This window comes from Mycolicibacterium neworleansense (assembly GCF_001245615.1).
In the GTDB taxonomy this organism is placed as follows: domain Bacteria; phylum Actinomycetota; class Actinomycetes; order Mycobacteriales; family Mycobacteriaceae; genus Mycobacterium; species Mycobacterium neworleansense.
On the sequence record NZ_CWKH01000001.1, the window covers coordinates 1,198,334 to 1,212,409 of the forward strand.

The 14,076-nt window shown below is 64.9% G+C and carries 18 protein-coding genes; 4 read left to right on the forward strand and 14 right to left on the reverse strand.

What is annotated here, in order from left to right; translation table 11 throughout:
- Positions 1 to 124: 124 nt before the first annotated feature.
- Together BN2156_RS05700 and BN2156_RS05705 are read left to right on the forward strand one after the other, a co-directional pair.
- Positions 125 to 1,339, forward strand: a complete 1,215-nt coding sequence (locus BN2156_RS05700) for a S1C family serine protease (RefSeq protein WP_235625342.1) — start codon at positions 125 to 127, stop codon at positions 1,337 to 1,339.
- 56 nt (positions 1,340 to 1,395) lie between these two features.
- Positions 1,396 to 1,791: a tautomerase family protein gene (locus BN2156_RS05705; protein WP_090515537.1), complete on the forward strand. Its 396-nt coding sequence runs from the start codon at positions 1,396 to 1,398 to the stop codon at positions 1,789 to 1,791.
- On the opposite strand, the gene BN2156_RS05710 is transcribed toward BN2156_RS05705, so the two are convergent.
- The 5 genes from BN2156_RS05710 to BN2156_RS05730 form a co-directional block, all read right to left on the reverse strand.
- The gene (locus BN2156_RS05710; protein ID WP_090515538.1) at positions 1,781 to 2,401 is read right to left on the reverse strand and encodes a methyltransferase family protein; all 621 of its coding nucleotides are present in this window, start codon (positions 2,399 to 2,401) and stop codon (positions 1,781 to 1,783) included. The two genes, BN2156_RS05705 and BN2156_RS05710, sit on opposite strands and share 11 nt — an antisense overlap.
- A gap of 21 nt (positions 2,402 to 2,422) precedes the next feature.
- A complete protein-coding gene (locus tag BN2156_RS05715) occupies positions 2,423 to 3,115 on the reverse strand; it encodes a cation efflux transmembrane domain-containing protein (protein ID WP_090515539.1) in 693 nt (230 codons plus the stop codon).
- Complete coding sequence (locus tag BN2156_RS05720) at positions 3,115 to 3,444, reverse strand: ArsR/SmtB family transcription factor (protein WP_090511192.1); 330 nt, start codon at positions 3,442 to 3,444, stop codon at positions 3,115 to 3,117. The genes BN2156_RS05715 and BN2156_RS05720 overlap by 1 nt, the downstream gene beginning before the upstream one ends.
- Positions 3,445 to 3,621: 177 nt before the next feature.
- Positions 3,622 to 3,954, reverse strand: coding sequence for a hypothetical protein (locus BN2156_RS05725; RefSeq protein ID WP_131725128.1), 333 nt, complete (start codon positions 3,952 to 3,954; stop codon positions 3,622 to 3,624).
- A gap of 245 nt (positions 3,955 to 4,199) precedes the next feature.
- A complete protein-coding gene (locus BN2156_RS05730) occupies positions 4,200 to 5,114 on the reverse strand; it encodes an MBL fold metallo-hydrolase (RefSeq protein ID WP_090511200.1) in 915 nt (304 codons plus the stop codon).
- A 229-nt stretch (positions 5,115 to 5,343) separates the two neighbouring features.
- Between BN2156_RS05730 and BN2156_RS05735 the strand changes: the two genes are divergently transcribed.
- Positions 5,344 to 5,778 (forward strand): VOC family protein, encoded by a 435-nt coding sequence (locus tag BN2156_RS05735; protein ID WP_090511203.1) that lies wholly within the window; start codon positions 5,344 to 5,346, stop codon positions 5,776 to 5,778.
- Positions 5,779 to 5,789: 11 nt separating this feature from the next.
- On the opposite strand, the gene BN2156_RS05740 is transcribed toward BN2156_RS05735, so the two are convergent.
- Complete coding sequence (locus tag BN2156_RS05740) at positions 5,790 to 6,221, reverse strand: nuclear transport factor 2 family protein (RefSeq protein ID WP_090511206.1); 432 nt, start codon at positions 6,219 to 6,221, stop codon at positions 5,790 to 5,792.
- A gap of 33 nt (positions 6,222 to 6,254) precedes the next feature.
- Positions 6,255 to 6,761 carry a DinB family protein gene (locus BN2156_RS05745; RefSeq protein ID WP_090511208.1) on the reverse strand — a complete coding sequence of 169 codons (507 nt, stop codon included), beginning with the start codon at positions 6,759 to 6,761 and terminating at the stop codon, positions 6,255 to 6,257.
- Positions 6,762 to 7,120: 359 nt separating this feature from the next.
- On the opposite strand from BN2156_RS05745, the gene BN2156_RS05750 reads away from it, so the two are divergent.
- A complete protein-coding gene (locus BN2156_RS05750; RefSeq protein ID WP_090511211.1) occupies positions 7,121 to 7,900 on the forward strand; it encodes a dienelactone hydrolase family protein in 780 nt (259 codons plus the stop codon).
- On the opposite strand, the gene BN2156_RS05755 is transcribed toward BN2156_RS05750, so the two are convergent.
- The 7 genes from BN2156_RS05755 to BN2156_RS05785 form a co-directional block, all read right to left on the reverse strand.
- Positions 7,875 to 8,351: an SRPBCC domain-containing protein gene (locus tag BN2156_RS05755; protein ID WP_090511214.1), complete on the reverse strand. Its 477-nt coding sequence runs from the start codon at positions 8,349 to 8,351 to the stop codon at positions 7,875 to 7,877. The two genes, BN2156_RS05750 and BN2156_RS05755, sit on opposite strands and share 26 nt — an antisense overlap.
- A complete protein-coding gene (locus BN2156_RS05760; RefSeq protein WP_090511216.1) occupies positions 8,341 to 8,688 on the reverse strand; it encodes an ArsR/SmtB family transcription factor in 348 nt (115 codons plus the stop codon). Before BN2156_RS05760 ends, BN2156_RS05755 begins: the two co-directional genes overlap by 11 nt.
- 81 nt (positions 8,689 to 8,769) lie before the next feature.
- Positions 8,770 to 9,633, reverse strand: coding sequence for a hypothetical protein (locus BN2156_RS05765; RefSeq protein ID WP_090511219.1), 864 nt, complete (start codon positions 9,631 to 9,633; stop codon positions 8,770 to 8,772).
- 79 nt (positions 9,634 to 9,712) lie between these two features.
- Entirely contained in the window at positions 9,713 to 10,165 is a 453-nt protein-coding gene (locus BN2156_RS05770; protein WP_090511221.1) for a DUF1942 domain-containing protein, read from the reverse strand.
- Positions 10,166 to 10,245: 80 nt separating this feature from the next.
- Positions 10,246 to 11,247 (reverse strand): FAD binding domain-containing protein, encoded by a 1,002-nt coding sequence (locus BN2156_RS05775; protein WP_090511224.1) that lies wholly within the window; start codon positions 11,245 to 11,247, stop codon positions 10,246 to 10,248.
- Positions 11,244 to 11,825, reverse strand: coding sequence for a (2Fe-2S)-binding protein (locus tag BN2156_RS05780; protein ID WP_090511226.1), 582 nt, complete (start codon positions 11,823 to 11,825; stop codon positions 11,244 to 11,246). Before BN2156_RS05780 ends, BN2156_RS05775 begins: the two co-directional genes overlap by 4 nt.
- The gene (locus tag BN2156_RS05785; protein WP_235625213.1) at positions 11,822 to 14,053 is read right to left on the reverse strand and encodes a xanthine dehydrogenase family protein molybdopterin-binding subunit; all 2,232 of its coding nucleotides are present in this window, start codon (positions 14,051 to 14,053) and stop codon (positions 11,822 to 11,824) included. The genes BN2156_RS05780 and BN2156_RS05785 overlap by 4 nt, the downstream gene beginning before the upstream one ends.
- Positions 14,054 to 14,076 lie beyond the last annotated feature (23 nt).

Sequence of the window (14,076 nt, forward strand, 5' to 3'; positions counted from 1 at the left end):
TCCGCCTTATGGGCTGCATCCGGAGATGACTCAGAAGTTCGATGCGCCTCTGGCACAGGAGACTTCGCAGCCCAAGAAGAAGACGCGCGTCGGCGTGCTGGTGGCCGGCACCGCCGCGGTGGCCATGGCAACCGGTGCGGTCGCCGCCGTCGCGGTGGTCGATCATTCGGGAGCGCCGACGCCCGTCGCGCAGGCACCGGCCGCCGACCGCGTCGGCAAACCATCGCCGATCACCGGAGCCGCCCCGGCTCAGCCGAAGGGTTCGGCACCGGCCGGATCGGTCGAACAGGTCTCTGCCAAGGTGTTGCCCAGCGTGGTGAAGCTGGAAGTCGAGACCGGGCAGGGGCGTGAGGAAGGCTCTGGCATCGTCCTCAGCGAGGACGGCCTGATCCTGACCAACAACCATGTCGTGGCCTCCGCCGCCCGAGGCGCCGGCGGTCAGGGGCCGATGGCCGCCGAGGCGTCACCGGATGGGCAGTTCCCCGGTTTGCCGCGTGGGCTGTTCCCCGGTGGTGACCAGTACTCGCCCGACGGGCCGTCGGCCAACAATTCCGGCCGCACCAGCGGCGCCATGCGTGCGACCGTGACCATGTCTGACGGGCGAACCGTGCCGTTCTCCGTGGTCGGCACCGACCCAGATGACGACATCGCCGTGGTGAAGGCCCAGAACATCTCTGGGCTCACACCCATCACGATCGGATCGTCGAAGGACCTCAAGGTCGGGCAGAACGTCGTTGCGGTCGGCTCACCCTTGGGTCTTCAGGGGACCGTGACGACCGGCATCATCAGCGCACTGGATCGCCCGGTTGCCACGGGCGACGGACAGAGCGGCCAGCAGTCGGTGATGAGCGCCATTCAGACTGACGCGGCAATCAACCCGGGCAACTCCGGAGGCGCGCTGGTCGACATGAACGGCGACCTCATCGGGGTGAACTCGGCGATCGCATCGTTGGGTGGTGGTCAGGGCTCACAAGGTGGCGGGCAGGCCGGTTCGATCGGTCTGGGCTTCGCCATCCCGGTGGATCAGGCCAAACGTCTTGCCGATGAACTGGTTTCGACCGGAACTGTCCAGCATGCCTCGCTCGGTGTTCAGCTCTCCTGCAATGACGGAAGCGGCGCAGCGGTCGCCGGCGTCGTCGACGGCGGCCCGGCAGCGGCCGCCGGCCTGCCGAACGGCGCGGTGATCACCAAGCTCGACAACAAGGTGATCGACGGTCCCGATGCCTTGGTCGCTGCCGTGCGGGCCCAGGCGCCGGGGGACACCGTGACGCTGACCTTTGAGGACCCGTCCGGGGCTTCGCACACCGTGGATGTCACGCTGGGGCAGGTGCAGGCCTGACGACTCCGCTGAGAAATCGGATGACGGCGGATCGCCGGGTGTGTGACGATTCCTCGATGCCCAGCACGGTCATTGAGGTCAGGCACCGGTACACCGAACCTGAAGAGGTGGCGATCATCGACGCGGTGCACGATGCGCTGGTGGCCGCGTTCCAGATACCGCCCGGGGACAAGCATGTCCGGCTGGTGTGCCATGAGCCTCACCGGTTCTCACATTCGCCGGGTCTGGCGAGGCCTGAACTGTACACGTTCGTAGCGGTCGACTGCTTTGCCGGGCGCACTGTGGGGGCCAAGCGCACTCTCTACCGAGAGGTCGTCAATCGCCTAGAGGGACTTGGCATCCCGCCTGATCACGTCACGATCGTCTTGCGGGAAAGCGCTGTCGAGAACTGGGGAATTCGTGGTGGGCAGGCGGCCTGCGATGTCGATCTGGGCTTCGACGTCAACGTGTGACCGGATTCTCGGTGCGTCCGATGCCGGGTACGAACCGCCCGACGGTAGCGCAATAGTCCCCGTAGGCCTCGCCATGGGTGCGCCGCAGGTAGGGCTCTTCGACGGCCCGGACCTGCAATTCGATCGTGGCCCACAGCACGATGAAGGCAGACAACGCGATCGGATTGGGCGTCATGACGGTGATGCCACCGGCGAAGACGACCATGGCGGTGAAGATCGGGTTGCGCACCGTTCCGAACACCCCGTGGCGCACCAATGCGGTCGTCTCGCCGGGATCGACTCCGATTCGCCAGGATTCACCCATGTCCAGCTGGGCATACAGGGTGGCGGCGATTCCGGTGACGGCCAGGACCGTCCCAAGCGCCTGAATCCAGGGATTCTGTAGGGCGGCAACCGGGGTCAGGAATCCGAGCAGCTGTGCCGCCGGCGCGGCGACCCCGACGATGATCGCCATGATGAATCCGACGCCGGCCCACCATTCCAGCGATCCGGGCTTTCCATGAATGCCCCGGAATCCGGTCGATCCACTCCGGCGGTACCGAATCCAGCTGCGCCAGCCGAATGCCAGCACCCCGAATATCAGGTAGAGAATCAGTGCGGTCACGGCCATGGTCACCATCTCCTCAACGGGTCAGTCACTGCAGCAAGGGTGAGAGCTTTCGCCTCCGGCGTCGGTATCGGGGCGGGCAGGACCGCAGCAGGTTTGGCCCCGCCACGCTTGGCGCCCTTCCTTGATGGCCACACCGGCGAGGATCAGCGCGGCGACCGGGTCGGCCCAACTCCAGCCGAACAGGCTGTTGAGGACCAGGCCGGCGAGCACCACGGCGGATAGGTAGGTGCACAGCAGCGTCTGTTTGGAATCGGCCACCGCTGACCGGGATCCGAGCTCACGGCCGGCACGGCGTTGCGCCCACGACAATAACGGCATGACGATCAGGCTGGCCGCGGTCAGTGCGATGCCGATTGATGAGTGCCGTGCCTCGGCTGCTCCGGTGAGCGCTCGGATTGATTCGACGGTGACGTAGCCGGCCAGGGCGAAAAACGACATCGCGATGATCCGCAATGCGGTCTTTTCGCGGGCATCCGGGTTCGGTCCCGAGAACTGCCAAGCGACGGCGGCGGCCGAGGACACCTCGATCACAGAATCGAGTCCGAAGCCGATCAACGCGGTCGAGGACACCCTGGCACCTTCGGCGATTGCGATGATCGCCTCGACCACGTTGTAGGTGATGGTGCCCGCGACGAACAGTTGGATCCGCCGATGCAGCACTGCGCGTCGCGCCTGGGTCAGCGCAACGGTGGGATGCCGGAGGCCAGAGGCCATCAGCAGCACCCCTGGGCCGCGGCATCTGGGCAGTGCTCAGATTCGGCGGCGAGCACCACATTCAGGAGGTCGTTCAAAGCATGGGCGAGCTTGGCGTCGGCGAGCTCGTAGCGGGTGCGCCGTCCTTCTGGAACAGCCACGACCAATCCGCAACCACGCAGGCAAGCAAGGTGATTGGACATGCTCTGCCGGGATACCCCTGCTGCGGCGGCCAGGTCGGCCGGGTATGCGGGGGAGTCTTTCAGGGCAATCAGGATCTTCGATCGGGTCTGATCCGACAGGGCGTGACCGAACCGCGCGAGTACCGCTACCTGCGTGAGAGTCTCCACTCGACCGACAGTACATCGATTCGTGTATTCACAAAAGACTGAACTGTCATGTGCATTGTCCACCGGTCCTCGTCTGATGACCGGCCAGATTTCTTCACCGACGCCGCGGGGCCATAAGGGGTATGTCCGCCGACGAACTCATCGGCATGGGCCTTACGACGGTCGTGAGGATCGCGACTAGATCGCCCCTGGCGTGCCGGGCGGGCTCATCGACCCGTCGACATTCGGCACCATCGCCGGGGCCGGTATCCCGCCTTCTGCCGCGTTGTCCCCGGGTATTCCGTCATCCGGAACCTGGTCGTACATGCCGCCGAAGCAGGACGGATTCCACCCTTCGGTCGCGCACGCCGGATCATCCGGACTCATCGGCTCAAGGGCCGCGGCTGCGCCGGGGACTGCCGAGGCAACGGACACCACTGCCGCTGGAAGGCCCGCCCCCAACAGGGACACTCCAGCGATTGCCCCCACCATGGCTCTGCTCAGCACGTTTCGCATCTCGAAAGCCGTCATCTGCCGCTCCTTCACACGAGACTCACACGAGTCGGCTCAGCGTTTGCCGTTACCGAACCGATACCGCCCATGCTCGCAGTTCGGCGGGTATTGCGGAGCGAAAACGGTACTTCGCTGACAGAAACTTCGATGCCGCCTGAAGTTTGACGTGCAGGTCAAAAACGAAGGCGTACCAGTGATCTTGTTCCAGCGACGCGGGACAGGCCGGCGGCCTCCACGGAGGCCGCCGGCCGACCACTACGGCCTCAGTAATCCCAGACCGCCGGCACGCACCGGAAGACGTCACCGGCGGTGGCCACGTGGCACACGGACGGGAACGGCAGGTGGGTGGCCACCAGCGACTCGCCGGTCGCCGCCAGCTCACGCAAGAGCTGGATACGGACCCGAGCGGCCTCCTCGGGGTCGTGTTCGAATCCGTTCTGCCACTCCGGATTATCGAATCCGGGTGCGAATACGGCGTCGCCGGCGAACGTCAGCTTCTCGCCGCGCGATTCCAGACGGACCACGCTGTGGCCGGGGGTGTGACCGCCGGTGCGCGAGATGAGCACGCCCGGTGCCACCTCGTACTCGGTCTCGAATGTCTTCAGCTGGCCCCGGTATTCGTCGAGGAACTGCGTCGCGACCCGGCGAAGCACATCCGGAATCGGCTGCGGCATGACGGTGTGGGAGAAATCGGGCGCCTCCCAGAACTCTGCCTCGGCGGTCGCGGCGTGAACCCGCAGGTCCGGACAGAGGCGTTCCTTGAGCCCCGTGGTGATCAACCCGCCGACGTGGTCCATGTGCATGTGGGTGAGCACCACGTCTGTCACGGAAGCCAGATCCACACCGGCCGCCTCGAGTCGCTGGACCGTGTTGCCGGCCCGTGGGAAGTCTGGGAACTCCAGCCCCAACCCGGCGTCGACGAGGATGGTCCGATCGCCGCTGCGCACGACGACCACGTTCAGTGGCCAATCGACCACCTCGGGCGGCAGGAAATTGTCGCCCAACCAGCCTGCCAGTTCGGCCGGTTCTACATTCGTGGCCAACGTCGAGGCGGTGATGGGCAAGACTCCGTCGCTGATCACCAGCACCTCGATGTCGCCCACCTGCTGCGCGTAGCGCGACGGAACCAACTCGTCGACAGCCTGGCTGCCAAGATGGGAAATGCTGTCCAAGCTCATGTGTTCTCCTCCTGAGGGCTGGGGAAATTAACCTGTCGTTCCGCAGAACGCCCTCGGGTCGCCGGAACTATCCAGCGTGACGATTTTCCGAGCTGATGGCCGGCCGCCTGCTCCGGATACGCATGTTCAGCAGCGATTTTGGTGCATCGCCGGGTTATCCGGGCAGTGGGAGCCGGAGAACATCGGGACGGTAGGGTCCGGACTAGATCGTCCGAGATAGGGTCGGCCGATGACCTCGGTCAGGCAGTTCCAAGTCACGTTCGACTGCGCAGATCCGGAGCGTGTCGCACGCTTCTGGTGCGAAACGTTGGGATATATCGTGCCGCCGCCACCGCCCGGGTTTGACACATGGGCGGATTTCGATGCAACCCTGCCGCCGGACCGGCAAGGGTCGATGTTCGCGTGCGTGGATCCCTCAGGCGTCGGCCCGCGATTGTTCTTCCAACGCGTTCCCGAAGGGAAGGCGGTCAAGAACCGGGTCCACCTCGATGTGCGGGTGGGTACCGGACTGTTCGGTGAAGAACGCCTGGAGGCCCTCGAGGCCGAGTGCCGGCGACTGGTCGCCCTCGGCGCGGTGCGTGTGCGATTGCTGCCTGCCGACGACATCAACGAGTCGTGCATTGTTATGCAGGACGTCGAGGGCAACGAGTTCTGTCTGGACTGACCGCCACGCAGTCATTGCGGAGCCACGATCGGTGGGAGGGCATCGACGACCGGCGTGTTCTGCGCTGCGGCCACCCACCACTTGTCGCCGTGCTGCACCAAGACATACATCGCCATCTCACTGAAACCGCCGTCCAGCGCACTGCGGCGAATCTGGGCCACCACCAGGCCTGGTGCGGGACAGGTGACCTGCGCAAGCTCGAAGCGCGATGCCGGCACGACGGGGGGACCGCTCATCATCCGCCGATGGATCGGGTTGAGATTCGAATAGTCCTTGAGCACCATGCCTTTTGGTGTTCCCCATAGGATGTCGGCTGCGAACATGCTGTCGTACACGTCGGCGTCTCCGGTGTCGCCGCCGCGCTGGAGATGATCGATCAGATCTCGCACCGCCTGGGTGCCGGCCGCGATGGGGTTGTTCAGATGTGGCCGTGGGGTCGTCATATCCCGACCGTAAGATCCCAAGCGCACTTGAGGTCAAGGCGTTTCCTCGGTGCGACGCTCAGGCTGGTCGATCTGTTCGCGGAGGATGTCGCCGTGGCCCGCATGCCTGGCGAATTCCTGGATCATGGCGAGCAGGGTCCATCGCATGCTGACCACCCCTTCGCGGGGCATCTCGGTGGTGTCGTCGAGGCCGAAGCGGGAGGCGATCTCACGGGATCGCTGGCTGGCGCGCTCGAACTCGGTGATGACATCGGCCAGTGACTCGTCGTCGGCGACGGCGAAGGTGCCCTCGTCACGGTTGGAGTAGCCGTCGCATTCGGATTCATCGAGTCCCGCCCAAAGGCGTTGGAACCAGATGCGTTCCGCCGCCGCGGCGTGCTTGATCAAAGAGATCGGTGTGGTCAACGACGTGACGAGCCGGCGGCGGGCATCGGCCTCAGACAGGCCTTGTGCGGTGTCGATGAGTGCCGCGCGGTTGTGGTCGAGCATGTTCTCGATGATCGAACGTTCTGTGCCGGTAGTAATTCGGTCGATACTCATGGTTGTTCGCTCCGTTCTGGGCTAGGGGTGCGCCGATGAACACCGGGGCGGGAATGGAGGCGTCCGGTGCGTCAGAAAACGACCGGGTAACGGGGGAGACGCCCGCCGGACAGAGGGCGGTCGGAGAGAGGACCTGGCGTCTCACGTAAGTATGGCGCAGATCTTGATTTCAGACCGAAAAACGTTTGGACAGCATTCGGCTGAGGTTGATAGCGTGCGACAGGCCGTGACATCACGCGAGGAGGTGAGACCCATGATCGCAGCAACCATGTGGGTGCTCCCACTCGTGCTCACGGTCGGGCATTGACGTAGGTGTCGCCGGGAGCGCCTGAAACACGGCACTTCTGAGAGGCAACACCATGTACTTCACCTCTGAGACATCGGCGAGCGGTGTCACTGAACGCAGTTTCATTCTGGATGAGATCACCGGCGTGCTCTGGTCGCCGACAGTCGGAACGGTCGGCTCGCCGCTACTGCTGTTGGGGCACTCGGGCGGCATGCACAAGAAGGCGCCGGGGTTGGTGGCCACTGCACTGCACAGCGTGACCCGCCATGGGTTCGCCGTCGTGGCCATCGACGCTCCAGGTCATGGAGACCGGGCGCGCAATCCTGAGGATCAACGGTGGAACGCGGCGATCCATCGGGCTCGGGAGGCCCGCCGGCCGATCGCCCCGATTGTCACCGAATACAGCATGTCGCTGGCCGAGCGTGCGGTACCGGAATGGAAGGCAACGCTGGACGCCCTGCAGGCATTGCCCGATGTTGGCGCCGGAGTTCCGATCGGCTACGGCGGTGTCTCGCTGGGCGTCGTGACCGGATTGCTGTTGACGGCGGTCGAAGCCCGGATCGCTGCCGTCAGCTTCGGCGCAGCCTTCGTGGACGACGACGCACTTCTCGAGGCGGCTCGAAAGATCACCGTTCCGGTCGAGTACCGGATACCGTGGGAAGCCGAGGAATTCGACCGGACCTCTGGGCTCGCATTGTTCGACGCCTTTGCTTCCAAAGAGAAAGCCCTCCACGCCCGTTCAGGCAGGCATCACCCGACGCCGGACTACGAGCGTGACAGTTCGGCGCAGTTCTTCGCCCGCCATCTGCTCCGCGCCGCCGACACGTTCAGCTCCGGAGCGGACCCTGGGTGAAACGGGCGAGTTGATCGGCGACGGTGCCCCAACCCTCGGCGAAGCCGAGTTCGACATGGCGGTTCTTGGCGGCCGGGTCACCGTGGCGCGCCACGATGCGGTAGTCGGTTCCGTCCGCGTGGTCCCGCAAGGTGATTTCGGCCGTCATCGCGATGGGCGCGGGGTTCGCTGGGCGCCACCGGCTGTCGACGGCGTTGGTGAACACCAAGCGCTCGAACTCGTCGACAAGCAGGAAGCACGCATCCAGATGCGGCACGAATTCGCCGCCGTCCTCACTCATCCGCGTGACAAACGCGCCACCTGGCCGGACCTCCAACCGCTCCACGCGGCACAGCATCGGCGCCGGGATCCACCACTGCGCCAAGCTGTCCGGATCGGTCCATGCGTTCCACACTGCCTTGCGTGGCGCGCGGATGATGCGCTCGATGCTGAGGTCGAGATCAGGATTCATGTGATGTGCCTTTCGTGGGCTTGGTGACGAACTGTTCCAGGCGGTCGGTGCGTTCCTCCCAAACGCTCCGCTGCTCGGTCAGCCAGTCTTCGACGACCGCGAGCCGTTCCCGGTTGAGCTTGCAGGTGCGCACGCGGCCGACCTTCGCCGTGTGGATCAGGCCGGTCGATTCGAGCATCCGCACGTGCTTCATGAAGGACGGGAGCGTCATGGTGGCTTCAACGGCCAGATCGCCGACACTCGCCGGCCCGCGCCCGAGCTGGTGGATCACCGCCCTCCTGGTCGGGTCTGCAAGTGCCAGGAAGACGTCGTCGAGGTCGACCGCATACTGTGCCACAAGGCTAAGTATCTATCAGGACGATACTTAGCGCAAGGGCTAAGTATCTATCGCAGTCGCACGCGCGTGCTGCACGTGCTATCACTCACCGGCGAGTCGGTTCAACCGCGAATCTGCTTGCTTCAGGGCCGCTTCGGTGGTGTGCAATCGTCGCTGCAGCGCACGGGCCGACTGCTCCGCATCATTCAGTTGCGTGGCGGCGGTCTCGATGTCGCGCTCGGCGGCGGCGAGGGTCTCGAGCAGTTTCTCGTAGCGCCTGCGTGCGGTGTTTACCTCGCGCCGGCGTTCGGCCACGGCGGCGAGCGCATCGTCATGTGCGGCCCGCGCGGCGTCGACTTCGGCCGCGGCAGTTTCGCGTCCGCGCCGGGCCTCATCGATCGCGCCGGTGTCCGGAGGCGTCGGCTTCTTCTTCGACGGCGGTGACGAAGTCCGCGGCACCGACCCGTTGGCCGACCGGGCGCGTGCGCCCACCGCGGACGACGCTCCGAAGTCACCGAAGCCCGACCACTCTTCCGGCTTGGAAAGTCGGCCCAAGCGGGTGGCGACGTCGGGATCGGCGACCGCGGCCTGCAGCGTGGCGGTGACGTCGTCGCGCATCGCCGGCGTCGGATCCTGGCGGGCCGCGGCGAACCCGGCGCGGGCCAGTTCCTGCACCAGCCGACGCTGCACCGCGGACAACTCGCGGATCCGCTGTCCGTCCATGGCGGCATGCGCGTCGCGCAACTCGTCATGCAGCTCTGTCAATCGCTGCCGCATCGTCTCGTCGGTCAGCGCGAGGAGGTTCACCACCCACGCGGCCGTCGTCGGACGTCGTGCAGCGGCGATCACCTTGGCTGCGTCCGCGTCACCACGCTTCCTCGCGGCCGCCACGAACTCATTGCGGCGGGCGGTGAATTCATCCGGACGCACGCGGTAGAGCGCGTCGAGGTCGTCTTCGACGGTCATCGCTGCGACCGCTTGACGAGGTAAGCCACCCGCTGATATTCGCAGATCACGGAGCTATGTGAGGTGCAACGCGACGAGGTTAGTCCGTCCAGACCACCTTGTCGGTGCCACCGGCATCCCGATAGACAACGCTGTCGGGCGCTGTGCCGCTCCGTACGTCGAAGTACACCCGCCCGGATGTCTGGGTGCCCATGGCGATCGGCTGGTTGGGCAGACCGTCTGTCTGGTTGCCCTTCATGTTCGCGTAGGTGGAACTGTTGACTGCCCGCGCGTTGAAATCTGCGATGTTGGGCGTGGGAAAGCCACTCACAGCTCGGGCCGTGACATCCGAGTACCAGATGCCGTCGTTGTGGCCACTGGGTTGCAAGTTACTCACGGTGTAGTCGATGGCGCCACCGGGACTGGGAACCTCTGCGGTCTGGCCGAACTGCAGGGCTTCCGGATCGGCGAATGCCGTCGGCGCCAACACTCCGGCTGCTGCGATGCCCGCGGCCGCCACCGTCGATTTCAATGCGATCTTCGTGAATGCCACGTCAAACTCCCTTCGCCATGTCCTGACTCGCAGGAGTGGCTACTTTCTTGCATTCGACGGGTTAGCCATCCTCGGCGATCTCAAACCTGCTGGTCGATTCCTCGGTCGACGGTCGCCAAGGTGAGGGCTCGAACAATGCTGTGGCGGCCGAGGTCGACCTTGAAGGCGTTTTGCGTGAGCGGTTGGGCATCATCCATCGCGATGGTTGCGGCGGTGTGGAACGCCTGTGCGTCGGGCCGTTGCCCGATCAGGCTTGATTCGGACGCATACAGTCGCCAGGGTTTGGCCGCTACACCACCCAGGGCGAGGGCAGCGCCGATGATCACACCGTCCTCGATGCGCAGGCCTGCGGCGGCGGAGACGAGCGCGAAGGCATAGCTGTGCCGGTCACGAACCTTCAAGTACCAACAGTGATCGTTGAAATCCGACGGCGGCAGTTCGATCCCGAGGATCAGCTCGTGCGGTTGCAGCGTGTTGTCGATCTCGGGCGTCTGGCCTGGGAGCGCGAAGAACTGGCCGATCGGAATGCGGCGTCGTCCCGTCGAGTCCTGCACGTGCACGACCGCGTCCAGCATGGCGAAGGCCACCGCCATGTCAGACGGGTGGATCGCCACGCAGTGGTCACTGGCGCCGAAAATGGCGTGCTCACGGTGAAACCCGTTGATTGCGGCGCAACCGCTTCCTGGTTTGCGCTTGTTGCACTCGGAGAAGGCAGTCTGCATGAAGTAGGGGCATCGGGTGCGCTGCAACAGATTTCCACCTGTCGTGGCCATGTTGCGCAATTGTGTGGTGGCTCCGCTGAGGATGGCGTGCGACACCACCGGGTAGTGCGTGCGGATGAGGTGGTGGTTGGCCAGCGCGCTGTTGGTCACGCCGGCTTCGATGAACACCCCGCCGGTGTCGGTGGTGGTGATCGACGTCATCGCGAGTCGGCGAAGGTCGATCAACGCGGTGGGTTGCTCGACGCCGGTCTTCATTAGATCGAAGAGGTTCGTTCCGCCGGCAAAGTACGTGGCGCCGTCCGTGGCCGCGTCGATGGCGTCGTCGACGGATTCGGCATGCCGAAAGTCGAAAGCCTTCATGCCGACTCGCCGTGGGCGGCGCTTTCGATAGCGTCGACGATGTTGGCGTACGCACCGCACCGGCAGATGTTTCCTGCCATGCGTTCCCGGATTTCGTCCTTGGTCAACCGCGAGCAGCCGGCCAGAACGTCGTTCCTGGTGCCATCGAAGGTCACCATACTGAGATCGCCGCGCCGGTGCTCGGCCAGCATTGCGTGGGCTGACGATATCTGACCGGGAGTGCAGTAGCCGCACTGAAATCCGTCGCACTCAAGGAACGCTTGTTGCAGCGGGTGCAGGTCGTCGCCGTCAGCGATTCCTTCGATGGTCAGGACGTCGGATCCGTCGACAGATGCGGCCAGTGTCAGGCAGCTGACCACGCGTTCGCCGTTGACCGAAACCGTGCAGGCTCCGCACAAGCCTTGGTCGCACCCCTTTTTGGTGCCGGTCAGATACAGCCGCTCCCGCAGCAGGTCGAGCAGGCTGGAGCGCACGTCGACGGTGATGCTGTGGATTGTTCCGTTGATGCGCAGACGCAGATCGTATTGGTTGGTCACGCTGGGTTCCGTTTCAGCAATACAGATCTCGCCGTTGTTCACGACCCGACCTTCGGTGGCTGATAGGGCGCCATGAGATCCTCCAGGATGATGGGCAGGTCGCGTATCCGCTTGCCTGTGGCGTGGTGGATGGCATTGGCGATGGCGGCCGGCACGCCGCAGGTGCCGATCTCACCGATGCCGCGCACACCGATCGGATCCAGCGCGTAGTCGGGATGCTCGAGGAAGGAGATGTCGAATTCGGGGCGGTCGGCATGCGTGGGCAGGTAATACTCGCCGATCGGCAGTGCGGACGCCTCGTCGTAGGGAACGTGTTCCATCAGTGCCATGCCGAGGCCAAACGTGATGCCGCCCATCACCTGGCTGCGAGCCAGCTTCGGGTTGAGCACCCGACCGCAATCCATCACGGCGACCCAGCGGACGACGCTGGCCCGTCCGATGTCTTCGTCGACCTCGACCTCGCAGAAATGCGCGCCGAACGACTGGACCGTGTGTGTTTCCTGACCACCGGCATCACTGCTGGTCGAAAAGCTCAACTGGTCGCGGTAAGCCGCTGCGGCGGCGGGGCTCAGGGCGGTGATGTCCACGGTCGCGGGGTCGGTGCCGAAGTATGGCGAACCACGGTCGGCAGTCAGGGCGGCGATGAACCGGTGCTTCCATTCGCCGCCGGCGGCGAACACCGCGGAGCCCACCGTGGCAGTCGTCTGGGATGCGCCGCTGTAGGGCGCTGAAGGGAACGACGAATCACCCGACATGAAGCTCACGCGGTCCATGGCGAGGCCGGTCGCGTCGGCGGCCACCTGCGTCATCACGGTGCGCACACCAGTACCGATTTCATGGGTAGCCGACGAGAAGTGCACGAATCCATCCGCGTCGGTGTCGACCCGGCATCCGGCCGGCATTCGGCGCCCGGGATAGGTCGCCGTGGCCATTCCCCAACCGATTTGGACTCCCCGGCGCCGCATCGCCCGCGGCGCGGCCGCGCGATCGTGCCACCCGAATCGTTGTGCACCCGCCTCGTAGCACTGCAACAGATGCTTGCCCGACCAGGGCTTCCCACTGGCCTGGTCGATGTCGGCGTGATTGCGGATCCGGAGTTCCAGAGGATCGACTCCGCTACGTTCGGCAAGTTCGTCAATGGCCACTTCGAGGGCGAACAAACCCGGCGCCTCACCTGGGCCACGCATGAAACACGGAGTGGGGGCATTGATCCGGGCCGCGCGGTGCGACACCACCAGATGCGGTGAGGTGTAGAGGAACCTAGTGGAAATGCCTGCGGGCTCGCAGAAGTGGGCCACCGTGGACGTCTCGGTCACGGTGTGATGTTCGGTGCTGAGAATCTGGGCGTTCTGATCGGCGATGAGGGTGACGTCTTGCTCGGTGCGCGGGCGATGTCCGGTGGAGGTGAACATCTGGTCGCGGGTGAGCACCAGCTTGACGGGCCGGCCGACGGCCCGGCTGGCGACAGCGCAAAGGACGACGTGCATCCACAGGAAGCTCTTGGACCCGAATGCGCCCCCCACCAATGGCGAAAGGATGCGGATCCGGTCCTCGGCAATGCCCAGATACGCTGCCAGCGTCGCCTGTTCGCCCGCGATCCATCGGGTGCTGTCGTGCACGGTCAGGTGATCACCGTCCCACTGCGCGATGGTCGACGACAGCTCGATCGGGTAATGCGCATTCATCGGTGTCGTGTAGCGAGCATCGACGCGATTGGCCGCCGCGCCCTCGCGAGGTGTCTCGCCCCGATGGTCCTGCAGTTTCTCTTCTTCCAGTTTCACGAAGTGATCCGGAAGATAGCTGCCATGGCGGATCTGGCCGTCCTTCCTGTCCGGGATGGTCGGCTGCTCGAGCACTGCGCGGGCCGTCATCTGCGCCGGAAGCACCTCGTAGTCCACGGCGAACTGAGAGGCCGCCTCCATGGCGTTCTCCAGTGAGTCGGCGACCAACAACGCCAGGTGCTGACCGACGTACTGCACGGTCAGATCGGAAAGCGGCGGCCGTCGCTCCAACGGTAGATCAAAGGTGAGCTCGCGCGGCAATTGCTGTAGCACAGGGCAATTCAGCGGCGTGAGGACGTGCAGAACACCAGGTGCCCGATTGACTCGGTCCGTGGTGTGGCGCAGCGATTGCTCGATGACGTGCCCGTGCGGGATCTGCGTCTGCACCAGGACCGCATGCACCAAGCCGGGGATGACAACGTCGGCGGCGTAGCGAGCCTGCCCGGTCACCTTGTCGACTCCTTCGACACGGCTCACCGGCTCTCCCATGGTGCCTCCATCATGTCTCATCG